The 22,919-nt window shown below is 71.8% G+C and carries 19 protein-coding genes; 12 read left to right on the top strand and 7 right to left on the bottom strand.

The window, feature by feature from the left end:
- Positions 1–246: 246 nt before the first annotated feature.
- The 3 genes from HC362_RS06400 to HC362_RS06390 form a co-directional block, all read right to left on the bottom strand.
- The gene (locus HC362_RS06400; RefSeq protein WP_243082953.1) at positions 247–1,734 is read right to left on the bottom strand and encodes an amino acid permease; all 1,488 of its coding nucleotides are present in this window, start codon (positions 1,732–1,734) and stop codon (positions 247–249) included.
- 175 nt (positions 1,735–1,909) lie between these two features.
- Positions 1,910–2,701 (bottom strand): TetR family transcriptional regulator, encoded by a 792-nt coding sequence (locus HC362_RS06395; protein WP_209265841.1) that lies wholly within the window; start codon positions 2,699–2,701, stop codon positions 1,910–1,912.
- A gap of 101 nt (positions 2,702–2,802) precedes the next feature.
- Positions 2,803–4,587 carry a 3-hydroxybutyryl-CoA dehydrogenase gene (locus HC362_RS06390; RefSeq protein ID WP_243082952.1) on the bottom strand — a complete coding sequence of 595 codons (1,785 nt, stop codon included), beginning with the start codon at positions 4,585–4,587 and terminating at the stop codon, positions 2,803–2,805.
- A 361-nt stretch (positions 4,588–4,948) separates the two neighbouring features.
- Here HC362_RS06390 and HC362_RS06385 point away from each other — a divergent pair, with 361 nt between their 5' ends.
- Together HC362_RS06385 and HC362_RS06380 are read left to right on the top strand one after the other, a co-directional pair.
- Positions 4,949–5,596 (top strand): HEAT repeat domain-containing protein, encoded by a 648-nt coding sequence (locus tag HC362_RS06385; protein ID WP_243082951.1) that lies wholly within the window; start codon positions 4,949–4,951, stop codon positions 5,594–5,596.
- 17 nt (positions 5,597–5,613) lie between these two features.
- Entirely contained in the window at positions 5,614–6,156 is a 543-nt protein-coding gene (locus HC362_RS06380; RefSeq protein WP_243082950.1) for a pyridoxamine 5'-phosphate oxidase family protein, read from the top strand.
- A gap of 3 nt (positions 6,157–6,159) precedes the next feature.
- Here HC362_RS06380 and hpnR read toward each other — a convergent pair whose 3' ends face one another.
- The 3 genes from hpnR to HC362_RS06365 all read right to left on the bottom strand — a co-directional run bounded on the left by hpnR (position 6,160) and on the right by HC362_RS06365 (position 9,462).
- Complete coding sequence (gene hpnR / locus HC362_RS06375; protein ID WP_243088392.1) at positions 6,160–7,710, bottom strand: hopanoid C-3 methylase HpnR; 1,551 nt, start codon at positions 7,708–7,710, stop codon at positions 6,160–6,162.
- A 146-nt stretch (positions 7,711–7,856) separates the two neighbouring features.
- Positions 7,857–8,276: a RidA family protein gene (locus HC362_RS06370; protein WP_243082949.1), complete on the bottom strand. Its 420-nt coding sequence runs from the start codon at positions 8,274–8,276 to the stop codon at positions 7,857–7,859.
- A gap of 13 nt (positions 8,277–8,289) precedes the next feature.
- The gene (locus HC362_RS06365) at positions 8,290–9,462 is read right to left on the bottom strand and encodes an Rv2578c family radical SAM protein (RefSeq protein WP_243082948.1); all 1,173 of its coding nucleotides are present in this window, start codon (positions 9,460–9,462) and stop codon (positions 8,290–8,292) included.
- A gap of 172 nt (positions 9,463–9,634) precedes the next feature.
- Here HC362_RS06365 and HC362_RS06360 point away from each other — a divergent pair, with 172 nt between their 5' ends.
- The 8 genes from HC362_RS06360 to HC362_RS06325 all read left to right on the top strand — a co-directional run bounded on the left by HC362_RS06360 (position 9,635) and on the right by HC362_RS06325 (position 19,978).
- Positions 9,635–10,087 carry an SRPBCC family protein gene (locus tag HC362_RS06360; protein ID WP_243082947.1) on the top strand — a complete coding sequence of 151 codons (453 nt, stop codon included), beginning with the start codon at positions 9,635–9,637 and terminating at the stop codon, positions 10,085–10,087.
- A gap of 812 nt (positions 10,088–10,899) precedes the next feature.
- Entirely contained in the window at positions 10,900–13,266 is a 2,367-nt protein-coding gene (locus tag HC362_RS06355) for an MFS transporter (RefSeq protein WP_243088391.1), read from the top strand.
- A 304-nt stretch (positions 13,267–13,570) separates the two neighbouring features.
- The gene (locus HC362_RS06350) at positions 13,571–14,332 is read left to right on the top strand and encodes a PAS domain-containing protein (protein ID WP_243082946.1); all 762 of its coding nucleotides are present in this window, start codon (positions 13,571–13,573) and stop codon (positions 14,330–14,332) included.
- A 74-nt stretch (positions 14,333–14,406) separates the two neighbouring features.
- Positions 14,407–15,240, top strand: a complete 834-nt coding sequence (locus tag HC362_RS06345) for a M55 family metallopeptidase (protein ID WP_243082945.1) — start codon at positions 14,407–14,409, stop codon at positions 15,238–15,240.
- 61 nt (positions 15,241–15,301) lie between these two features.
- Entirely contained in the window at positions 15,302–16,699 is a 1,398-nt protein-coding gene (locus HC362_RS06340; RefSeq protein ID WP_243082944.1) for a M20/M25/M40 family metallo-hydrolase, read from the top strand.
- A 6-nt stretch (positions 16,700–16,705) separates the two neighbouring features.
- Entirely contained in the window at positions 16,706–18,751 is a 2,046-nt protein-coding gene (locus HC362_RS06335) for a prolyl oligopeptidase family serine peptidase (protein WP_243082943.1), read from the top strand.
- Positions 18,748–19,281 carry a DinB family protein gene (locus tag HC362_RS06330; protein ID WP_243082942.1) on the top strand — a complete coding sequence of 178 codons (534 nt, stop codon included), beginning with the start codon at positions 18,748–18,750 and terminating at the stop codon, positions 19,279–19,281. The genes HC362_RS06335 and HC362_RS06330 overlap by 4 nt, the downstream gene beginning before the upstream one ends.
- A gap of 163 nt (positions 19,282–19,444) precedes the next feature.
- Entirely contained in the window at positions 19,445–19,978 is a 534-nt protein-coding gene (locus HC362_RS06325; RefSeq protein ID WP_243082941.1) for a hypothetical protein, read from the top strand.
- 116 nt (positions 19,979–20,094) lie between these two features.
- Here HC362_RS06325 and HC362_RS06320 read toward each other — a convergent pair whose 3' ends face one another.
- Entirely contained in the window at positions 20,095–21,084 is a 990-nt protein-coding gene (locus tag HC362_RS06320) for an aminoglycoside phosphotransferase family protein (protein WP_243082940.1), read from the bottom strand.
- Between the two features lie 248 nt (positions 21,085–21,332).
- On the opposite strand from HC362_RS06320, the gene HC362_RS06315 reads away from it, so the two are divergent.
- Together HC362_RS06315 and HC362_RS06310 are read left to right on the top strand one after the other, a co-directional pair.
- Positions 21,333–22,031: a 4'-phosphopantetheinyl transferase superfamily protein gene (locus tag HC362_RS06315; protein ID WP_243082939.1), complete on the top strand. Its 699-nt coding sequence runs from the start codon at positions 21,333–21,335 to the stop codon at positions 22,029–22,031.
- Positions 22,032–22,215: 184 nt separating this feature from the next.
- Positions 22,216–22,896, top strand: coding sequence for a DedA family protein (locus HC362_RS06310; protein ID WP_243082938.1), 681 nt, complete (start codon positions 22,216–22,218; stop codon positions 22,894–22,896).
- Positions 22,897–22,919 lie beyond the last annotated feature (23 nt).

The following is a 22,919-nucleotide window of genomic DNA, read 5'->3' as shown; positions in this document are numbered from 1 at the left end:
AGGGGCGCGGGGCTGTGTTGATATGCGGCTCCGCCGCCGGGGCGCGACCGGCCAAGAGCTCACCCGCAGCCTGCGACGGCGAAAATAGGGCAGTCCCTCCCCAGCCAGGCGCGTCGCCTACGTACCCCCGCATGGGGGGCTGCGCTTGCCCACCCTGCTCCCCCGGACTCCGTCCGGGAGGTACCCCCATGGCGCAGACTGCCCAAGCTGCGCGGGCAGCCATTCAGGGAGCAGCGCGGCAAGCCCTCACGGCACGTGATGCGGCAACGGCTCCTCACCCCTCCGCAGCCGGCTCTTCCGCCGCCCGTACCCCGCATACAGCACCGCCCCCACCGCCATCCACGCCGCGAACCGTGCCCATGTCTCACTCGGCAGATTCAGCATCAGCCACAGCGACGCCAGCACCGAGGCGATCGGCAGTGCCGGCACCAGCGGCGTACGAAAGGCCCGCGGCAGATCCGGCCGTGTCCGCCGCAGAATGATCACGCCAAGCGCGACCACCGCGAAAGCGAACAGCGTGCCGATGTTGACCAGCTCGGCCAGCTCGGAGAGGCTCACGAACCCCGCGATGACGGAGACCAGCACGCCGAGCAGGATGGTCGAGCGGTACGGCGTGCCGAACCGCGGATGCACCTGGGCGAACAGCCGCGGCAGCAGCCCGTCCCGGCTCATCGCGAAGAACACCCGGGACTGTCCCAGCAGCAGGATCATGCACACGGTCGTCAGCCCGACCGCGGCGCCGAAGCTGATCAGCCCGGCCCAGAACGGCTCGTCGACGGCCTTGAAGGCGTCCGCCAGCGGGGCGTCCACGGTCAGCTCCGTGTACTTGCGCATCCCGGTGACCACGATCGAGACCGCGACGTACAGCACCGTGCAGATGATCAGGGAGCCGAGAATGCCCCGGGGCATGTCGCGCTGCGGATTGTGGGTCTCCTCGGCGGCCGTTGCCACCACGTCGAAGCCGATGAACGCGAAGAAGACGATGGCGGCGCCGGTGAAGATGCCCATGACGCCGAACGTGGTCGGTTCGTATCCGGACAGCAGTTGGATCAGCGGTGCCGCGAACCCGGAGCTGGAGTCCACGGTGCCCTGCGCGGGCGGGATGAACGGGTCGTAGTTGTCGGCCGTGATGAAGAACGCCCCCGCGACGATCACCAGCAGCACCACGCCCACCTTGATCGCCACGACGACCGAAGTGACCCGGGCCGACAGCTTCATACCGACCACCAGAATGGCCGTCAGCAGCAGGACGAGGGCGCAGGCCAGCACGTCGAAGCCGAACCCGTTGGCGTCGCTGGTGCCCGAGAGCCAGTCCGGCAGGTTCCAGCCGATGCTGTCCAGCAGCGAACGTACGTACCCCGACCAGCCGACGGCAACCACCGCGCAGCCCAGCGCCAGCTCCAGCACCAGGTCCCAGCCGATGATCCAGGCGGGCAGCTCACCGAGCGAGGCGTACGCGAAGGTGTAGGCGGAGCCGGCCACCGGGACGGTCGAGGCGAACTCCGCGTAGCACAGTGCGGCCAGCGTGCACACCACGCCCGCGGCCGCGAACGAGATGGCCACCGCCGGGCCCGCCGTCGACTTGGCGACCTGGCCGGTCAGGACGAAGATCCCGGTGCCGATGATCACACCGACGCCGAAGACCGTCAGATCGAGCGCCGAGAGCGATTTGCGCAGCCCGCCCTCGGGGTCGTCGGTGTCGAGGATCGACTCCTCCACCGACTTGGTACGCAACCACGGCCTCGATCTCCTGGCCTTGTGCCTGGGGCCCTTCGCCCCGCCCGGCGCAACCGACACTGCCGCACCTCCACGTCGCCTTCGCGCCATGGTTTCCGCTCGCCGGGCCGGAAGCGGGTACGCGGGGCGGGGCCCGGGCGCAATTCACCCGACTCCCTCGCCGTGGGAGGGCTCAGTCCTTGGACAGGGCCCGTTCGATGGTGGACATGATCTCGCCCAGCGGGGCGTCGGTACGGGCGACGGTCACCAGCACCTCGTCCCGGCGGGCCACCGAGGCCGCGGGCTGCTCGGCGCTGGGGCGGTGCGCGCCGAAGCCGGTGCCGAACGTACGCCGCACGATCGCGAAGGCGTGGTCGAGCTGCGCCATCACATCGCCCGCGGCACCCGAGCGCAGCCAGCGCCGCAGCACATGGTTGTGCGCCGTCACCACAGCCGAGGCGGCGACCTCGGCCAGCAGCGGCTCGTCGTAGCCGCTGACACCGTCGCGGTGTGCCTCCTCGTCGAAGTGGCCCAGCAGATAGCGGGTGAACAGCCGCTCGTAGCGGGCCACCGAGGCGATCTCCCGCTCCCGGAGCGCCGGCACCTCGCGGGTGAGCTTGTACCGCTCCACGCTGCCCTTGGGGGAGGCGGCGTACATCTTCATGACTTCCTTGATGCCCCGGCACACGGTGTCCAGCGGGTGCTCGTGCGCGGGCGCTGCCTCCAGCACGGCCTGGGCGCGGACGAGGGTGTCGTCGTGGTCGGGGAAAATCGCTTCTTCCTTGGAGCGGAAGTGCCGGAAGAAGGTGCGCCGCGCGACTCCCGCGGCGGCGGCGATCTCATCCACCGTCGTCGCTTCGTAACCCTTCGTGGCGAAGAGCTCCATGGCAGCTGCGGCCAACTCACGGCGCACCCTGAGTCGCTGGGTGGCGGCACCGTTCGCACGCTGGCTGGTCGTACGGGAGTTCTTCTCGGGCTCTGGCATGTGGTGAACGTTACACGCCGTGACGGGGTCGGGGGACGGGCCGTGTGCCGGGCTGCCTGCCGCCGGCTCCAACAGCCCGCCCCACCCGGCGGTGCCGCCGGTCACCGGCGTGCGTACTCACGGAAGCCGCGCCCCGTCTTCCTGCCCAGACAGCCCGCGGCCACCAGGTGTTCCAGCAGCGGGGCCGGTGCCAGTCCCGGGTCGCGGAACTCCTCGTGCAGCACCCGCTCGATGGCGAGCGAGACGTCCAGGCCCACCACGTCCAGCAGTTCGAAGGGGCCCATCGGATAGCCGCCGCCGAGCCGCATCGCGGCGTCGATGTCGTCCAGCGAGGCGTAGTGCTCCTGGACCATCTTCACGGCGTTGTTCAGGTACGGGAAGAGCAGCGCGTTGACGATGAAGCCCGCCCGGTCGCCGCAGTCCACCGGGTGCTTGCGGATCTTCGCGCAGATCTCGCGGATGGTGGCATGCGCCTCCCGGTCGGTCAGCACCGTGGTCACCACCTCCACCAGTTTCATGGCGGGCGCCGGGTTGAAGAAGTGCATGCCGATCACGTCCTGCGGCCGGGAGGTGGCACGCGCGCAGGCGACCACCGGCAGCGAGGAGGTGGTGGTGGCCAGCACGGCACCCTGCTTGCAGACCGCGTCCAGGCGCTGGAACAACTCCCGCTTGACGTCGAGGTCCTCGGCCACCGCCTCGACCACCAGATCCACCTCGCGCAGCGCGTCCAGCGACCCGGCGGGGCTGATCCGGGCCAGTGCCGCCTCCCGGTCCTCGGCCGTCATCCGGCCCTTGTCCACCGAGCGGTCCAGCGACCGCGCGACGCGCTCCTTGGCCGTGACCGCCTTCTGCTCGCTCCGGGCTGCCAGCACCGTCGGGTAGCCGGCCTTCGCGAAGACCTCCGCGATACCGCCGGCCATCGTCCCCGAGCCCACGACACCCACCGCGGTCACCGGGCGGCCGGTCGTGCGGGAGGCGGCCGGGTCGGGGGTGAGCGCGTCGGGCACCACTTCACAGCTGCCGGGCGCCGCGTAGGTGTAGAAGCCGCGGCCCGACTTGCGGCCCGTCAGCCCCGCCTCGCTCAACTGCCGCAGGATCGGCGCGGGCGCGTGCAGCCGGTCGTGCGACTGCTCGTACATCGCGTCGAGTACGGTGCGTGCCGTGTCGATTCCGATCAGATCGAGGAGGGCCAGCGGGCCCATCGGCAGACCGCACCCCAGTTTCATTGCGGAGTCGATGTCCTCGCGAGTGGCGTAGCGGGACTCGTACATCGCGGCCGCCTGGTTCAGATATCCGAACAGCAGTCCGTCCGCGACGAACCCCGGACGGTCACCGACCGCGATCGGATCCTTGCCCAGCTCCCGGGCCAGCTCGGTGACGGCGGCCACCGCCTGCGGCGAGGTGAGCACCGAGGAGACGATCTCCACCAGCTTCATGGCGGGCGCCGGGTTGAAGAAGTGCAGCCCCAGCACGCGCTCGGGCCGGTCGGAGTCGGCGGCCAGCCGGGTCACGGACAGCGCGTTGGTACCGGTGGCCAGGATGGTGTCGGGCTTGACGACGGTGTCCAGCTCGGCGAAGACCCGGCACTTGGTGTCGTAGTCCTCGGGCACCACCTCGATGACCAGATCGGCCTCGGCCGCGGCGTCCAGACCGGTGAAGGTGCGCAGCCGCGCCAGCACGTCCTGGCGCTCGCTCTGTGTCATCCGCTCGCGCTCGACCGAGCGCGCGGTGGAGGACTCCAGTGCGGCAACGGCCTGCCGCGCGGCTGCTTCGTTCGTGTCGATGCCGATGACCTCACGCCCGGCGCGGGCGAGAATATCGGCGATGCCGGTACCCATCGTGCCGAGGCCGACGACGGCGATCGTGCGCAGGGGAGGACGGTCCATCAGGGGACTCCAGAGGGTGTGACACAGGCCCCCGGCCAGGGGGCGCGATTGATGAGGGTGAGGGTTTCGTGCACTACCGGGCGCGCGGGCGTACGCACGCGCAGGGCAGGGGAGTTACCGGTCACGCCCCGCTGCGCGGCCCTGTCCCGGGGCCCGGTCGCGAGGCGGTCCATACGGGTCCGACGCGCCTGGGCGCGTATCGGGCCCGCTGCCGAACCGACGTCACTCTCGGCGGCTGCGTCACCAAACCGCCTGAGCGGGGATGCCGCTCTGATGAGCACCTTAACTCGTGGGTAACCATAAAGCCAGGGGTAGGAAGACTTCCACCGCTGTGGAACTCAGCACGTGAGGGGGAGCCGGAGTGGGCGACGCGTTCCGAGCGCTGATCGACCGAGTGCGGCCCGAGGCCGAGCCCGTCGAGTACGCACGGCTGGTCACGCTGGCCAGGCAGCGCAGCACGGAGGCGCGCGACCAGCTCGCCGCCGTGCTCGTGGAGACCGAACGGCCGCTGTGGGCTCGGGAGATCGCGGCTTTCGCACTGGGCAGCGCCGGGGACAGGAGGGCCTTCGAGACCCTCATCTTCATGCTGAACTACCGCGATCCGGTCTGCTGCGCCAGCGCGGCGCAGGCCCTGGAGCGGCTGCGCGACCCCCGGACGGCCAAGGCGGCAGCGGCCCTGGCCACCAACGAACTGCGCACCGCCTACGCGCTCTACCCCGTCCGGCTCCTGACGGCCCTCCGCGCCCCGGAATCGGTACCCACCCTCATCAACGTCCTCCAGCGTCTGCTGATCGGGCCGCTGCACTACTGGCCCATCGCCGAGGCGTGCGTCGTCGGCCTCGGCGCCCTCGGCGACAAACGCGCCATCCCCGTCCTCGACGCGGCAGCCGAACACCACCGGCTCTCCCCTTCGGCCAAGGCCGCACTGGCCCGCATCCCCCATCAGCCCCGGCGCGGCGAAACCGAGGAGACCGGTCGCCGGGATACCGGACAGAAGATGTCGGGTTAGCGCCGCACGCTGTCCGTATGACGACGGAGAACGTGACTGTGCCGAACGCTGTCGGCTGGGGTGGGTTCCGGGAGGCGGAGCCGGGGTTCGCCGAGGTGGTCGAGCAGCGGTTCGCGAAGTACACCCACCATGTGCTGGCCACGCTGCGCAAGGACGGGTCGCCGCGGCTGACCGGTCTCGAGGCGGACTTCCGGGCCGGGCAGCTGTGGCTGGGGATGATGCCGAACTCGCTCAAGGCACTCGACCTGCGCCGGGACAACCGGTTCGCGCTGTACGCCAACCCGGGTCCCGGCAGCGAGATGGACGGGGGAGACGTACGGGTCTCGGGCCGCGCGCTGGAGGTGACGGACCCCGCTCAGATCGAGGAGTGGGCGGCCGGCACGCCGGACGGCGGGCTTCCCGAGGTCTTCCACCTCTTCCGGGTGGCCGTGGAGGAGGTGGTGCGGGTCACCATCGAGGGCGAGGAGATCGTCTTCCGCACATGGCGGCCCGGCGGACCGCCGCGCACCATCCGGCGCGGCAACGACGACGCGCCGCCGCGCGAGGACCCGCTGGACTGACGGCTACTGCGCGGGGTCCGCCTGCTGCCCCGCCTGCTGCCCCGCCTGCTGCCCTGTCTGCTGTCCCGTCTGGCCTGCGCGGGCGCCGGAGCGGCCGATCGTGTGGACGAACAGCTCCTTGCGGCCGGGCGCTCCGCGCCGCTCGGGCACGGGAAGCTCGTACTCGACCGGGCGCGCGTGGTCGGCGAACTGCCGGTCCGCGTTGTAGACGCGGCCGAACTTCCACAGCATGCGGGCGAAGTTCGTCTGGCCGTGTGCCAGATTGCGGCCGAGCACCCGCATGGCGCCGATGGCCGTGCGCAGCCCCAGGTGCTTCCGGTTGATGACGGCCTGGGTGCGCACCAGCTCCCGGTAGAACTGCTCCAGCGGCAGCCGGGTGGGCACCACGGCGTGCTGGATGTCGAAGAGCCGGTAGTCGCGTGTGGTCAGCTGGCGGGCCTCGGTGTGCCAGACCTCCGTACCGGGGTAGGGCGTCATCACGGTCAGGTGGACGATCTCCGGCACGGCCAGGGCGAACTCGCGTACCAGGCGGAACTGTTCCTCGTCCCACCCCGGGTCGACGATGAGGTTGATCGCCACGCTGATGCCCATCCGCCGCGCGGTCTCCAGCGCCTTGAAGTTCTCGTCCGGGCTGATGCGCTTGCGGAACTGGTCGAGCCCGTCGGCGTCCAGCGCTTCCATGCCGAGGAACATGTATTTCAGTCCCAGCCGGGTCCAGCGTTCGAAGACCTCCTCGTTGCGCAGCAGTACGTCCGCGCGGGTCTCCAGGTAGTACCGCTTGCGGATGTCGCGGCGTTCCAGCTCGGCCGCGATTCCGTGCCCGTGGTCGGGTTTGATGAAGGCGACGTCGTCGACGATGAAGACGTTGGGCTCCCGGATGGACGCCATCTCCTCGGCTGCCGCCTCCGGCGCTGCCCGCCGGTAGCTGCGGCCGTAGAAGGTCCACGCGGAGCAGAAGGAGCAGTCCCACGGGCAGCCCCGGGTGAACTCGATGGAGGCGCAGGGGTCGAGCTCGCCGATGAAGTAGCGGTTGCGGCGGCGCATCAGGTCCCGCGCAGGGCGCGGCCGGTCGATGCTCTCCAGCATCTTGGGCGCCGGGCCGCGCCCGTCGGCCGTCACCACACCCGGCACTGTGTGCGCGGCCCTGTCCCGTACGGCGTCCAGCAGCGGGACGATCACGGTCTCGCCCTCTCCCCGGGCGATGGCGTCCACCGCGCCCTCGGCCTGCTCCAGCACGTGGTCGCCGATGAAGGAGACGCTGTGACCGCCGAAGAAGACGAAGCACCCTGGGGCCGCCGCCTTGGCGCTGTGGGCGATCTCCAGGGCCTCGGGGATGTTGGCCAGGTAGTTGAGTGAGATGCCCAGCGCCTCCGGCTGGTAGGAGCGCAGCTCCCGGTCCAGCAGCTTCCGGTCGAGCACCTGGAGGTCCACCACGCGCACCTGGTGGCCCGCTTCCCTGGCGGCGGCGGCCACACGTTCGAGTCCGAGCGGCTCCAGACGGAGGAAGATCTCGGAGTACATCAGCGCACTCGGGTGGACCAGCATCAGGCGCATACGGGCGCTCCACATCTCCAGGGCAAGGCGGTCGGCGTGCGGACGTGGCCAGGGAGCGATGGCCAGGGACATGCCCCTTCGACGCAAATTATCCGTTAACCGCTCTTACGTCCCGGGACACGCCGGTCAGTACGCGTATGCCCGAGTCACCCGGTCGTCGGCCGGTCCGGGGCTGTCACGGCGAATGCCTCGACCTCGATGAGCAGTTCCGGCCGTACGAGCCCCGCCACCTGAACGGCGCTGCACGCGGGGAGCCGTCCGGGGTCGAGATACCGGTCGCGGACGGCCCTGAGTGCGGGCATCACGGATAGATCGGTCACGAAGAAGGTGAACTTCACGACGTCGGCGAAGCCCGCCCCGGCCTCCTCCAGACAGCGCCGGAGGTTGCTGAACACCTGCTCGGCCTGCGCCTCGGGGTCCCCCTCGCCGACGACCTCGCCGTGCGCGTCGAGCGCGACCTGTCCGGATATCGCGACCAGCCTGCCCTCCCCGATGACGAGATGGCTGTAGCCGTTGCCGGGCGCGAGGCCTTCGGGTGCTGCGATGTGGGTGAGTGGCGATGACATGCGGCGCATGCTCTCAGAGCAGGGTGAGCTGTGTGCAGTGGTTTTCCGGTGCGTCGTCGAGCTCCGCGCGGCTGGGCTCCGCGTCCCCGGGCCCGCCGCTTTCGGGTCCGTCGTTCTCGGGTCCGCCGCTTTCGGACCGGCGGTTTCCGGACCGGTCGTCGTCGGGCTCGGCCGCGCCGGTCGGTGTGGCCGGTGCGGGCGGATCGATCCGCCGGGCCTGTGCGGACGTCGAGGGGCCCACGCCGTACTCGGCGGCCAGCTCGTGCACCTGACGGGTGATGCGCCGCTGGTACCACTTGGGCGCGTAGGCGCCGGCCGCGTAGAGCGCCTCGTAGTGCCGCACCAGCCGCGGGTGGTGCTGGTGCAGCCAGCGGAAGTACCACTCGCGTGCGCCGGGCCGCAGATGCAGCGCCAGCGGTGTGACGGACGTGGCCCCGGCCGCGGCGATGGCCCGGACAGTGGCGCGCAGCTGCGCGGGCGAGTCCCCCAGGAAGGGGATCACCGGGGCCATCAGCACCCCGCACGGGATGCCGTGCGCCGTGAGCGTTCGTACGACATCCAGTCGCCGCTGCGGCGCGGGGGTGCCCGGCTCGACCGTGCGCCACAGCTCCTCGTCGGTGAAGCCGACGGACACCGAGACCCCGACGTCGGTGATGGCCGCGGCCGAGCGCAGCAGATCGAGGTCACGGAGGATGAGTGTGCCCTTGGTGAGGAGGGAGAACGGGTTCGCGTAGTCGCGCAGGGCGGTCAGGATCCCCGGCATCAACCGGTACCGCCCTTCCGCCCGCTGGTAGCAGTCGACGTTCGTCCCCATGGCGATGTGCTGACCGCGCCAGCGCGGGCTGCTCAGCTCCTTGCGCAGCAGCTCGGGCGCGTTCACCTTGACGACGATCTGGGTGTCGAAGCCCGCCCCGGTGTCCAGGTCCAGATAGCTGTGCGTTCTGCGCGCGAAGCAGTACACGCACGCGTGGGAGCAGCCCCGGTAGGGGTTCACCGTCCATTCGAACGGCATCCGGGACGCGCCCGGCACCCTGTTCACCAGCGAGCGGGCGCGCACCTCGTGGAAGGTCATGCCACGGAACTCAGGGGTGTCGAACGTCCGCGTGGTGACCGCCGAGGTGGCGAAGAGGGCGGGTGTCGAGGCCCGGCTGTGCTCGTCGGCGTCCCTGAGCTCGTCCCAGCGCATCCTCGGCCTCCTCGGTAGTGGTGTCGCGTCCCTCTGGCGGCACTGTCGCGTTCCGATGCCAGAATAGAACACTCGTTCGCATCGAACGTGTCAAGGCGGATTTGGGGAGCCGACCGGAGGGTGATTGGCTGGCCACCCCGTCAACACAGGCCGTCCAATCACAGGAGGAGTCATGGCGCAGGTCGAGGCGACCACGCAGCGGGAGATCGCCGCCGGGCCCGATGAGGTGTTCGACGCGCTGGCCGACTACAGCGGGACCCGGGCCGAGCTGCTCCCCGCGCACTTCAGCGAGTACGAGGTCAGGGAGGGCGGCGACGGCGAGGGCACCGTCGTGCACTGGAGGCTCCAGGCGACCAGCAAGCGCGTCCGTGACTGCCTGCTGGATGTCACCGAACCCGCCGACGGCGAACTGGTCGAGAAGGACCGCAACTCCTCCATGGTCACCACCTGGCGGGTGACCCCCGGCAGCGAGGAGAAGATGGCCCGGGTCACCGTGACGTCGGTCTGGAACGGCGCCGGCGGCATCGGCGGCTTCTTCGAGCGCACCTTCGCGCCCAAGGGCCTCGCACGGATCTACGACGAGGTCCTCGAGCGGCTGGCCGCCAAGATGGAACAGGGCGGCTGACCGGTTCCGCTTCCCCGGCGCGGCGCGCCCTCACCGGATCGGGTGGTTTCCCCCGCAGGGTGCTGCCGCGCCGCTGATCCCGCTCCTTGGCGAAAACCCCTGTTCGCCAGGGTGACAGGCGCCTCGGGCAACCGAATCGCGCCCCATCGGCCCCACGCCGCGCACACGAATCGTGCTTGAACGCTCTTGTCGTGCAATGCGAGAAATACTCCCCCACGAGCAGCGGCAAGGGGAGTGCGATGGGCGGGACCGGCGGGACGATCCTCCACGGCAGGGACGATGGGAATCCCGTACCGGGAGCGGGACTTCGCACATCCGTGACCGAAGAACCGGCGGCGACCGCGGCCGGGCGGAGCCCGGCCGCGGTCGAGGTCACCGTGGAACTCCCCGGCCAGCGCGAGGTTCCGCTCACGGAGGCGAGGGCGGGGGAGTACGCCCCGGCATCCCCCGCCCCGGGCGTGACCGCCCGGCCCTCCACGGCACGGCCGTCACCCGGACCCGGGCCCGACCACGAACCGCCGTCCCAGCGCGGATGGGAGCCGGGGGACGGACAAGGCCCGGCGTACGGCCAGGGGCTGACGCTCGGTCAGGAACCGGCGGACGGCTTCCTCCCGGCACCCGGTTCCGGGCCGGTGCCCGGCTCGGCTGCCGATGGGGCTGTGGGCGGGGGCGGCCAGAGGTCGGCGCCCGGCGCCGTATCGGCCTCCGGACGGGAACCGGCGGGCGGCTTCCCCCCGGCACCGGGTTCCGGATCGGCGTCCGGCCCCGCAGCCGGTGGGGCCGCGAGTGGGGGCGGTCAGGGTGGGTCGGCGGTGGAGACCGCGGCGCAGCCGCAGGTCTCCCTCTCGCCGCGTCGCCTCAGGCTGGTGTTCGGGGCGCTGTTGCTGTCCCTGCTGCTGGCCGCGCTCGAACAGACCATCGTCGCCACGGCGCTTCCCAAGATCGTCGGCGAACTCGACGGCCTGCGGCAGATGTCCTGGGCCGTCACCGCCTACCTGCTCGCGGCGACCATCGGACTGCCCGTCTACGGCAAGCTCGGTGACCTGTTCGGCCGCAAGGGGGTCTTCCTGTTCGCCATCGCGGTCTTCACCGTCGGCTCGGCCCTCGCGGGATGGGCCGGATCGATGGAGGAGCTGATCGTCTACCGCGCGGTGCAGGGCACGGGCGCGGGCGGCCTCATGATCGGCGTACAGGCGATCATCGCGGACGTCGTACCGGCGCGCGAGCGCGGGCGCTACATGGGGTTGATCGGGGCCGCCTTCGGGCTGGCCTCCGTCGCAGGGCCGCTGCTGGGCGGCTGGTTCACCGACGATCTGTCCTGGCGCTGGTGCTTCTGGTTCAACGTGCCGGTCGGCCTGCTCGCGCTGCTGGTCACCTCCTTCGCGTTGAAGCTCCCGCGCCCCCGCGTACGCCCCCGGCTCGACCTCCTCGGCGCGCTGCTGATCGCGGCGTTCTCCACCTGCCTCGTCCTGCTCACCAGCTGGGGCGGTACGACATACCAGTGGGGCGACCGCGTCATCCTCGGCCTGGCCGCCGGGGCGCTGGTCAGCGGAGTGCTCTTCCTTGTCGCCGAGCGCTTCGCGCCCGAACCCGTGCTGCCGCTGCGGCTGTTCCGGGACTCCGTCTTCAACGTGACCGGAATGGTGGGCGCGGCCATCGGCATCGCGCTGTTCGGCGCCGCCAGCTATCTGCCGAGCTTCCTGCAGATGGTCGAGGGCGTCAGCGCCACCTCCTCCGGGCTGCTGATGCTGCCGCTGATGTGCGGGGTCGTCGTCTCCTCGCTCCTGTCCGGTCAGCTCATCTCCCGTACCGGGCACTACAAGATCTACCCCGTCCTCGGCTGCGCCCTGTCGGCCGAAGGCATGTGGCTGCTCTCCAAACTGGAGGCGGACACCTCGCGCGTGGTCTTCGGCGTCTGGTCGGGCATCCTCGGCCTGGGTATCGGATTCGTGCTGCCGGTGCTGATCCTGGCGGTGCAGAACTCCGTACGGCCCGCCGATCTGGGGGCCGCCACCAGCGCCCACAACTACTTCCGGCAGATCGGCGGCAGCGTCGGTGCCGCGCTCTTCGGCACTCTTCTCGCCCACCGGCTCGCGGATGCCCTCGCCCGTGAACTGCCCCGTGGCCGGGGCGACGTGCCCGACCCCGACTCCCTCACCCCGCAGCTCGTACGCGCACTGCCGGCGCCGCTGCGCGACGGCTATGTCAGCGCGTACGCGGACGCGATGCCGCGGATCTTCCTCTACCTCGTTCCCGTGCTCGTCCTCGGGCTGGCACTTTCCCTCTTCCTCAAGGAGAAACCCCTGGTGTCCCAGCACACGCCCGTGCCCCCGGCCCGTATCGCCGAAGCCTCCACAGCGTCCGCCACCGAGGCCGACGGCGCGGCACCGCACACCCAGGCGCAGTACGCGCCCTGCGCCGCGGGTGTTCCGGTCTGCGGCGCCGTGCGGCACCACGACGGCAGTTCCGTCCCGCGCGCGGCGCTCACCCTCGTCGACACGGCCGGGCGGCAGATCGGGCGCGGCGCCACCGGGGACGACGGACGGTATGCGCTCAGCACACCGGGGGAGGGCTCGTATGTGCTGATCGCGGCCGCGTCCGGACACCAGCCGCGCGCGGTCAGCGTCACCGTGGGCGAACGTCCGGTCGACCTCGACGTGGTGCTCGGCGGTGCGGGACGGCTGGCGGGCAGCGTGCTGACGGCCGACGGCAACCCGGTCAAGGACGCCATCGTCACGCTCACGGATGTGCGTGGTGAGGTCGTGGCCACCACCCGCAGCGGCCGCGAGGGCAACTACGTCATCACCGAACTGGTCGCGGGCGAGTACACGCTGGCCGCCAGCGCCCCCGTCTACCGTCCGGCGGCTCTCCCCGTCTCCGTACAGGCCTCTCGCGAGACCCGGCAGGACATCGAGCTTGCCGGCGGCGCGGTGCTGCGCGGCACCGTACGCGCCACCGGCGGGCGGCCCGTCGAGGACGCGAGGGTCACGCTGCTGGACGCGGCGGGCAACGTCGTCGACACGGCGACGACCGCGGCCGACGGTGTCTTCCGGTTCGTCGACCTGGCCTCGGGCGAGTACACGGTGGTCGCCGCGGGATATCCGCCGGTCGCCACCGTCCTGCAGATCGCCGGGGGCGGGCGCACGGAGCGCGATCTGCAACTGGGGCACGAGGACTGAGCGCGGCCCCCGGTGCTCGGACGGCGTACGAGCCGGGCGCTTCCCGCGCCGGGGGAGCGCCGGACACCACCCCCGGCGCATCCCCCGTTCGGGCGTAACTTCCCTCTTCGTCCGCCTTCGGCTCTACGGTGATGAGTGGCCGTGCCACCTGCGCGGCGGGGCCGGCCGTCGCCGGAAGAGAGGACTCGAGGCGATGGGAAGCGAGCCGGACGCCGACCGCGGGGCATGTGCCGCCCCTGGAGGGGCCTATGCCACCGACCAAGGGACCTGTGCCGTCGGCCGGGCGGCCTGCGCCGTCGGCCGAGTGACTTGTGCCGACGAGCGTGCGGCCCGGACGGCTGACACCCTGGGGAGGGCCGAGACGCTGGTCGCCGTGCGCGGCTGTCTCCCGGCCGTCGCCGTGGCCATCGACGCGCGCGGCACCGTTGTGCACTGGGGCCCAGGGGCACGGGCGCTGTTCGGACACCGCCGCAGAGACGCCCTGGGAGCACCGGCGAGTGAACTCCTGCCAGTGGTCGGCGCGCTGAACGCCTCCGCACACCCCGGCGACCACCACTGGCTGCACGGCATCGAGGACATCGAACGACTCGACGGGCTCGACCGTCTCGACGGGCTCGGTGGCTTCGGCGGCCCGGCGGGTTCGGGTGAGGCCATCGCCGGGCGGGCCCGGGTACCGGTTCCCGGGGGCGGGAGGAACGACGTGCTGTGGTGGGGCTACCCGCTCACGGCTCCCGCGCCCTTCCGGCTGCTGGTGCTCGCCACCAGCACCGCTCGGCTCCAGCGGCAACGAGCCCTGCGGGGCGCCCGTGTCGCGCCCGGCTTCGGGCGGCACGGCTGCTTTCCCGAGGCGGCGGAACCGGGCGGGCGGCTGCCGCGGCTGCTGGTGCCGCGGCTGCTGGGCCGACGGCAGTGGCGGGCGGTGGAACCGGTGGCCGCGCGGGTACGGGAACTGGGCTGCCCGATCGTGGAGGTGCACCGTCCCCTCGTCCCGCACGATCCCGCGCTCACGGCGCTGAACGTGCAGGTCAGCGACGGGTGCGCAGAAGTTCCTCACCCGCCGGGGTGAAAACGAATGGTGTGGACCAGTGGAGTTATCCACAGGGGTGTCCTGGCGGTTGGCTACCGCGTAACGTGCCGGGCATGAAGATCCTCATCAGCGCCGACATGGAGGGCGCAACGGGAGTCACCTGGCCGGCGGACGTCCTGCCGGGCACGCCGCAATGGGAGCGCTGCCGGTCGCTGTTCACCTCCGACGTGGACGCCGCCGTCCGGGGCTTCTTCGAAGCGGGCGCTGACGAGGTCCTCATCAACGAGGCGCACTGGACGATGCGCAACCTCCTGCTGGAGAAGCTGGACGAGCGGGCCGAGATGATCACCGGCAGGCACAAGTCCCTCTCCATGGTCGAGGGCATCCAGCACGGCGACGTGGACGGCATCGCCTTTATCGGCTACCACACCGGCGCGGGCAGCGAAGGCGTCCTCGCGCACACCTACCTCGCCAACTCCCTGACCGGCGTGTGGGCCGACGGCGTGCGGGCCAGTGAAGGATGCCTCAACACGCTGGTGGCCGCCGAGTTCGGGGTCCCCGTCGTGCTGGTGACCGGCGACGACCGCACCGTCGAGGACGCCAAGGGCTACGCGCCCGACGCCGTGGGCGTCGCCGTCAAGGACTATGTGTCGCGGTACGCCGCGGTCTGCCGGCCCCCGGCCCGCACCGCGGCCGACATCCGGGACGCAGCGCGCCGCGCCGCCCCGCTGGCCGAGCGCCGTACCCCGCCCGAGCCCGAACCCCACACCATCGAGATCGAGTTCGACGCCGAACACCTGGTGGGTGCCGCCACCGTGGTGCCCGGCGTGGAGCGGACGGGCGAGCGCCGCGTGGCCTACACCTCGCCCAGCGCCTATGAGGCGATCCGCTGCTTCAAGGCCGTCACGACCGTCGTCTCCTCCGCGGTGGAGGAGCAGTATGGCTGAGCTGACAGGACACGCTGTGCGTACTGGAGAGGCCGTGCCTACAGGAGAGAAAGGGAGCACGATGACGCCTCCGCCACGGCAGGGCCACCTCGACGCGCAGGTCTTCGACGAAGTGGTGCGGGCGACCTCCGAGCTGATCCGTCTGGACACCACCAATCGGGGCGGCGGCGAGGGCAACGAGCGCCCGGCCGCCGAGTACGTGGCCGCCGGGCTCGCCGACGTGGGCATCGAGCCTCGGCTGTTGGAGAAGAAGGCCGGCCGAACCAACGTGGTCGCCAGGATCGAGGGCACCGACCCCGGCGCGGGGGCGCTGCTGCTCCACGGCCACCTCGACGTCGTCCCGGCCGAGGCGGCCGACTGGACCGTGCACCCCTTCTCCGGCGAGGTGCGGGACGGCGTGGTGTGGGGCCGCGGCGCCATCGACATGAAGAACGCCGACGCCATGGCCCTGTCGCTGGCCCGCGCCTGGGCACGCGCCGGGGTGCGCCCGCCGCGCGACATCGTCCTCGCCTTCACCGCGGACGAGGAGGACAGCGCCGAGTTCGGCTCCGACTTCCTGGTGCGGGAGCACCCGGAGCTGTTCGAGGGCTGCACCGAGGGCATCAGCGAGTCCGGGGCCTTCACCTTCCACGCCGGGCCCGACCGTCGGCTCTACCCCGTGGGGGCAGGGGAGCGCGGTACGGCCTGGCTGAAGCTGACCGCGCACGGCAGGGCGGGTCACGGCTCCAAGGTCAACCACTCCAACGCCGTCAGCCGCCTCGCCGCCGCCGTCCACCGCATCGGGGAGTACGAGTGGCCGGTGCGGCTCACCCCCACCGTGCGGGCGGCGCTGGCCCGCCTCGCCGAGCTGCACGGGTTGCGGCCGCTCGGTCCTGACGCGCAGGACGCCGAGGTGGACGCGCTGCTCGCCCAACTCGGCCCGGCCGCCGCACTGGTCGAGGCGACCGTGCGCAACAGCGCCAACCCGACCGTGCTGGAGGCCGGTTACAAGGTCAATGTGATCCCGGGAACGGCCACGGCCCGGGTCGACGGCCGGATGCTGCCCGGCGCCGAGGAGGAGTTCCACGCCACCCTCGACGCCCTGACCGGCCCCGATGTGCGCTGGGAGTTCCAGCACCGCGAGGTCCCGCTCCAGGCGCCGGTGGACTCCCCGCTGTTCGCCGCCATGAGCGAGGCGCTCGAACACTTCGACCCGGGTGCGCACGCGGTTCCCTACTGCATGTCGGGCGGCACCGACGCCAAGCAGTTCTCCCGGCTCGGCATCATGGGCTACGGCTTCACACCGCTCAAGCTGCCCGAGGGCTTCGACTACCAGGCGCTGTTCCACGGCGTGGACGAGCGCGTGCCCGTCGAAGCACTGCACTTCGGCATCCGCGTGCTGGACCGCACCCTCCTCGGCGGTGCCACCACCCCCTCCGCTTCCACCACCCGCGACGCGACCGTCCCGTCAGGAGGCTGACCCCTCATGTCCGTCCAGGCCCCCTACGGCACCTGGCCCTCACCGATCGACGCCGGCATGGTCGCCGCGCACGACGGACGGCCCGAGTTCCTCGGCTCCGTCGGCGAGGAGCTGTGGTGGACCGAACCCCGCCCCGAGGAGGGCGGACGCCGCGCCCTGCTGCGGCTCGCGGCCGACGGGCAGCGCCCCCCGGTCAGCGTGCTGCCCCCGCCGTGGAACGTACGCAACCGCGTCATCGAATACGGCGGACTGCCCTGGGCCGGCGCGCCCCGCGCCGAGGGTGGACCGCTGATCGTCTTCACCCACTTCGCCGACCAGCGGCTCTACGCGCTGGAGCCCGACGCGGCGGACGCCGCGCCCCGGCCACTGACACCGCTCTCCGAGCTCACCGAGGCCGGGCTGCGCTGGTGCGATCCGGTGGTGCTGCCCGAGCGCGGAGAAGCGTGGTGCGTGCTGGAGGAGTTCACCGGCGAGGGGCCCACCGACGTGCGCCGGGTGCTCGCCGCCGTCCCGCTGGACGGCTCGGCCGCCGAGGACCGGGGGCGGGTGCGGGAACTGACCGGAGACGGCGACCGGTTCCTGACCGGCCCGCGGCTCTCCCCTGACGGCCGGCGCCTGGCCTGGCTGGCCTGGGACCACCCGGCCATGCCCTGGGACGGCACCCGCGTCATGACGGCGCCGATCGCCGGGGACGGGACGCTGGGCACGCCTCGCGCGGTCGCGGGCGGACCCGAAGAGTCCGTCGCCCAGGCCGAGTTCGGGTCAGATGGCACGCTGCTGATCGCCTCGGACGCGAGCGGCTGGTGGAACCTCCAGCGGGTGGACGTCGAAGCAGCCGAGACCGCCGAGGCGGCCGAGCCGGGACGTGGCCCCACCGTGCCCAGGGTGCCGCTGTGCCCGCGCGAGGAGGAGTTCGCCGGCGCCGCATGGAAGATCGGCCAACGCTGGTTCGCCCCGCTGCCCGGCGGGCTGGTGGCCACTCTCCACGGCCGCGGCGCCCAGCGACTGGGCGTGCTCGACCCGGAGACCGGCGAATTGGTCGACGCGGCCGGCCCCTGGACCGAGTGGGCGGCCTCGCTCGCGGTCATCGACTCCCGCGTCACCGGTATCGCGGCCAGCCCCCGCACCTCGTTCGAGATCGTCGAGCTGGACACCCGCACCGGCCACACGGTGGTGCTGGCCTCGCACCACGAGGACCATGTGGACCCGGCCTACTACCCGGAACCGCAGATCCGCACCTTCACCGGACCCGACGGGCGCGACATCCACGCCCACATCTACCCGCCGCACCACCCCGACCACGCCGCTCCGGCCGGCGAGCTGCCGCCGTACGTGGTGTGGGTGCACGGCGGGCCGACCAGCCGCGCGCCTCTGGTGCTCGACCTGGAGATCGCCTACTTCACCTCGCGGGGCATCGGCGTGGCGGAGGTCAACTACGGCGGCTCGACAGGTTACGGAAGGGAGTACCGCAACCGGCTGCGGCAGCAGTGGGGCGTGGTGGACGTGGAGGACTGCGCCGCGGTGGCCCGCACCCTCGCCCGGGAGGGCACAGCCGACCCGGCGCGGCTGGCCATCCGGGGCGGCAGCGCGGGCGGCTGGACCAGCGCTGCCTCGCTCACCTCCACCCTGACCGAGGGCCTCTACGCCTGCGGCACCGTGACATACCCCATCCTCGATCTGACGGGCTGGGCCACCGGTGAGACCCACGACTTCGAATCGCAGTATCTGGAATCCCTGGTCGGCCCCCTCTCCGAGGTTCCGGGCAGGTACCGCGAGCGCTCCCCGCTGCACCGGGCCCAACGGATCTCCGTGCCCTTCCTGCTGCTCCAGGGGCTGGACGACGTGATCTGCCCGCCCATCCAGTGCGAGCGCTTCCTGGAACAGGTCAAGGGCAGGGGCATCCCGCACGCCTACCTCGCCTTCGAGGGAGAGGGACACGGCTTCCGGAGGGCCGACACCATGGTGCGCGCGGTGGAGGCCGAACTGTCGCTGTACTCCCAGGCGTTCGGGCTCGGGCGCGCGGACATCCCCCCGCTGGAGCTGCGCACATGAGCATCCCGCCGCTCCCGGAGGGAGAGCCCGAACCGACTCTGGCCGACCCGCACCACCTGCTGGAGGGCTATCTCGACTATTACCGCAACACCCTGCTCCGGAAGGCTTCGGCACTCCCCGAGGAAGAGCTGAGGGCGGCCAGGCTGCCCTCGGGCTGGACCCCGCTGGAGCTGATCCGCCACCTGCAGTACGTCGAACAGCGCTGGCTGTGCTGGGGCTTCGCTGCCGAGCAGGTGCCCGACCCATGGGGCGACCGAGGCTCAGGGCGCGCGGAGGACCGCTGGCAGGTCCCGGCGGGGATGAGTACCCAGCAGGTGCTGGACGCCTTCGCCGGGCAGTGCGAACGTTCGCGGCGGGTCACGGCCGCCGCGCAGCTCGGCCAACGGGCAGCGACAGGCGGCCGGTTCGGCACCGAGGAAGAGGCGCCGACCCTGGCCTGGATCCTCTTCCACCTGCTCCAGGAGTACGCGCGCCATGTCGGGCAGCTCGATGTGGTGGTGGAGCTGTCGGGGTACGGAACGGGGGAGTAGGCGACACAGCGCGGAGCGGGAGCCATCAGAGAGCGGGGGACGAGTGGAACCAGTGGGCCCAGTGGTGGCGGCAACCGGCCGGGAAGGACAGGGCGAAAGCGGGGAGGACGGGAGAGCGCGCGCTGTGACGGGTGTGGCCTGCAGGATTATGGTCGGCCCAGCCGTGACAGGACGGCGGCGCCGTGGGCGCGTATGCCTCGCCCTGCTGGGAACCTCCCTCGTGCTGGCAGCCGTCGCCGGATGCGGCGGTTCCGACAGCGGCGCAGACGGCAAGGACAGCGCGAAGCCCGCGGCTTCCCGGCCCGGGGAGGGCCGGTCCTCGGCTGCGGCCGGCCCCACCCCGAAGGTGACGGCGGCCGATGGGAGCGACCCCGCGGCGTGCACCGACGGGAACTGCGAGATCGCGGTCTCCGATCCGGTGACGGTCCGGTTCAAGGTGGCGGGTAAACCGGCGAAGCTGTCCCTGACACAGGTCGGCGAGAACGAGGTCGGCTACAAGGTCACCTCGGGCAGCAGCAGAACCAGCGGCGAGGCGAGCGGCAAGGGCAGCGGCTGCACGGCCGTCTTCCGCAGCGGGGGCAGCAACAGCGTGTGCGGTCCCGCGGGGAAGCCGCCCGACAAGGTGGACGGCGCGGTGGTGGTCCAAGTGGCGTCGGGAGCGGACGGCACCGCGATCCTGCGACTCGTCTCGGACTGACCAGGCCAGCCCTACCGGCCAGCCCTACCGGCCGCCGGACGGACCAGCGGCCTCCGGATCCGACCCGGGGCCTGCAGCGGACCGACCCGGGGCCTGCAGCGGACCCGGCCCGGGGCCTACAGCCCGGCGATGTCCGCGAGGATGCGGGCCTGCCGCAGCAGGGTGATGCTGTCCTCCAGATCGTCGTCCTCGTCCACCGACCACAGCGCGTACTCCACATGACGCGCCATCGACCAGGCCCGAATCCGGTCGACATCGGCGTCGAGTGCTTCGGCGAGCAGCGCCGTGCGGTGCCGGAGAACGCGGTGCGGATCGGAGTGCTCGAACGGGTCGTCGACCTGTTCGAGCAGCGGCCATGGGTCGAAGGCGGGATCGCCGGTCATCGGCTTGGCGTCGATGGCCAGCCATGGGGCGCGCCGCGCCGACAGCAGGTTGCCGGGGTTGAAGTCGCCGTGCAGCAGGACTTCACGGCCCGCGGAGCGCGGGAGTTCGCGGAAGAGCTCAGCGGCCAGGCGGTACAGCCCTGCGTCGAGCTGCGGCGGCCACTCCCGCGCGGCTTGCTTCTCCGCGATGTCGGCCCACTCGGCGGTCGTCTGCGCCAACCGGACAACGCCGAGTGCCGACGCCTCGCCCGGGTCGGCCGCCCACAGCCGGCGCAGTACGTCGGCCGCCGCCAGCAGCCGCTCGTCGGCGGGGATGTGGTCGGCGTCGCCCAATTCCCCGCCCGGCTCCACCCGCTCCAGCAGCAGCGCGAAGTGCGCGGGGTCCTGATCCAGCACCCGGACGGCGCCGTGCCCGTCCCACAGGCGGAGGGCGGCTCCCTCGGTGCGGGCTTCCGGGTGGGGCCAGGTCAGCTTGAGCACGGCCCGGGTGCCGTCCGGCTGTTCGGCGGGCGCCACCCAGGAGCAGCTCCCTCCGTGAAAGGGCCTGCCCAGGCGCAGCTTCCAGCGCTCGCGCGTCTGCTCCACCAGCGCCGGCAGCCCGGCCAGCCACTCGCGCCCTTCGGCCGTTCCACTCATCTCGGTGAGCACGGGAAGGTCGTCAGGAAAGAGCGCGTCAGCACACTGGCCGTCAGGAAGCAGCCCGTCACGAAGGCGGTCGGTCACGTCACCGTCCCAGGCGGTCGTACGCGGCGATGGCCGCGGGCAGGGGTCTGTCCCGCCCCTGGGCGGGCAGGCCGCACCACGGCGAGGGCAGAACGTCACGGAGGGCGGAACGTCCCCACGGTACGGCGCCGAGCCACGATTCCCGAGCGGTTTTCCCGCCCCCTCCCCGGTACGGCCAAGGGGCGTCGGGCCCATGGGCACAGGACGCACCCAAGTGTTGCCCTCGCTCGTTCGGGTACGGTCGCGGCATGACGAGCGCCGCACTTGATATCGGTGATCCAGCCCGCTCTCCGGCCGTCCAGGTGGTCCGCGTCTCCGAGCACGCGGCCGCTACCAGGGTTTCCGGAGCCCTCGCGCCGCTCTCGGCACACGAGCAGGAGCGTGCGGCGGCGTTCGTGCGCCAGGCCGACCGTGACCGCTATGTGGTGGCGCATCTGGCGCTGCGCAGGGAACTGGGGGCGCTGCTGCGACTGGATCCGGCCGAGGTGCGGTTGACCCGGGCCGACTGTCCCGTGTGCGGGGGCCCGCACGGCAGGCCCACCGTGCCCGGCGACCCGGTGCACTTCTCGCTCTCGCACGCGGGGGACGTGGTGATGATGGCTTTCGCGGCCGTGCCGGTGGGGGTCGACGTCGAGGAGTACCCCCGTGTCGCCTCGGCGCGCGAGACGATGAGCGCGCTGCACCCGCGCGAGCAGGCCGAGTTGGCGGCCGTCGAGGACGCCGAGGCGCTGCCTGCCGTCTTCGCCCGCTGCTGGACGCGCAAGGAAGCCTATTTGAAGGGGACGGGCTCCGGGCTCGGCGAGGACCTGTCCGTCACCTACGTCAGCGCGCTCGACGAGCCGGCGCCGGTCCCCGGCTGGCAGCTCACCGACCTTCCCGCTCCGTCCGGTTACGCCGCCGCCTGGGCGCTGCGGCAGCCCACCGCGCACGAGGTCCGGGAGGCCTGAGCGCCGACCGCGCGGGGTGGCCGGTCGTCGGCGGCCGGGGGTGAGGTTTTCCGCAGGGTGCCGGCTGCGGAAAGCCGCACAGGCTCGGACGGCAACCCTCATACCGGCGCTGAGCTGCGGTTTCTAGCGTTGAGGGCGATCGGGGGAGCAGCCCCGACGACCGACAGACAGCGTGGAGACCCCTATGCATCTCTCGTCCCCAGGACCCCTCACGTCCTTGGCCCTGCCGCAGGAGCCCACCGGCGGCGTCGCGGGCTGGGCAGCCGACCTCGTGGACACCATGGGCGGTCCGGGAGCCGGGCTGGCCATCGCGCTGGAGAACCTCTTCCCGCCGCTGCCGAGCGAGGTGATCCTGCCGCTGACCGGTTTCGCCGCAGGACAGGGCGTTCTCTCGCTCGCCTCGGCGCTGTTGTGGACCACGCTCGGCTCGGTGGCGGGCGCCGTCGTCCTCTACTGGATCGGCAGGCTCTTCGGCCGGGAGCGGATGCACGCGATCTGGGCGCGGCTGCCGCTGGTGAAGGCGGGCGATCTGCTGCGTACGGAGGAGTGGTTCGCCAAGCACGGCACCAAGGCGGTGTTCTTCGGCCGTATGGTGCCGATCTTCCGCAGCCTCGTCTCCGTACCGGCCGGGGTGGAGCGGATGCCGCTCCCGGCGTTCGTGGCGCTGACCACGCTGGGCAGTCTGGTCTGGAACTCCGCGCTGGTGCTGGCCGGTTACTGGCTGGGCGACAGGTGGGAGTCGGTCGGGGCGTACGTCGGGCTGCTCTCCAAGGCGGTGCTGGTCCTGGTGGTGCTCGCGCTCGCCGGGTACGTCGCGGTTCGGCTGCGCGGCAATGGCCGGGCCAAGCACCGTCGCGCCGGATGACCGGCCCCGCGCATGAGCGATCT

This window comes from Streptomyces sp. 891-h, assembly GCF_022760275.1.
Taxonomy (GTDB): domain Bacteria; phylum Actinomycetota; class Actinomycetes; order Streptomycetales; family Streptomycetaceae; genus Streptomyces; species Streptomyces spirodelae.
Note: the sequence above shows the minus strand (reverse complement) of the source record. Positions and strands in the feature narration are given on the sequence as shown.

Coding starts and splice junctions, on each gene's coding strand:
- hpnR (WP_243088392.1), bottom strand. CDS start 7,710: ATGCGCCTGATGCTGGTCCACCCGAGTGCGCTGATGTACTCCGAGATC.
- HC362_RS06360 (WP_243082947.1), top strand. CDS start 9,635: ATGGCGCAGGTCGAGGCGACCACGCAGCGGGAGATCGCCGCCGGGCCC.
- HC362_RS06315 (WP_243082939.1), top strand. CDS start 21,333: ATGACGAGCGCCGCACTTGATATCGGTGATCCAGCCCGCTCTCCGGCC.
- HC362_RS06330 (WP_243082942.1), top strand. CDS start 18,748: ATGAGCATCCCGCCGCTCCCGGAGGGAGAGCCCGAACCGACTCTGGCC.
- HC362_RS06310 (WP_243082938.1), top strand. CDS start 22,216: ATGCATCTCTCGTCCCCAGGACCCCTCACGTCCTTGGCCCTGCCGCAG.
- HC362_RS06395 (WP_209265841.1), bottom strand. CDS start 2,701: ATGCCAGAGCCCGAGAAGAACTCCCGTACGACCAGCCAGCGTGCGAAC.
- HC362_RS06335 (WP_243082943.1), top strand. CDS start 16,706: ATGTCCGTCCAGGCCCCCTACGGCACCTGGCCCTCACCGATCGACGCC.
- HC362_RS06380 (WP_243082950.1), top strand. CDS start 5,614: ATGACGACGGAGAACGTGACTGTGCCGAACGCTGTCGGCTGGGGTGGG.
- HC362_RS06345 (WP_243082945.1), top strand. CDS start 14,407: ATGAAGATCCTCATCAGCGCCGACATGGAGGGCGCAACGGGAGTCACC.
- HC362_RS06340 (WP_243082944.1), top strand. CDS start 15,302: ATGACGCCTCCGCCACGGCAGGGCCACCTCGACGCGCAGGTCTTCGAC.
- HC362_RS06370 (WP_243082949.1), bottom strand. CDS start 8,276: ATGTCATCGCCACTCACCCACATCGCAGCACCCGAAGGCCTCGCGCCC.
- HC362_RS06365 (WP_243082948.1), bottom strand. CDS start 9,462: ATGCGCTGGGACGAGCTCAGGGACGCCGACGAGCACAGCCGGGCCTCG.
- HC362_RS06390 (WP_243082952.1), bottom strand. CDS start 4,587: ATGGACCGTCCTCCCCTGCGCACGATCGCCGTCGTCGGCCTCGGCACG.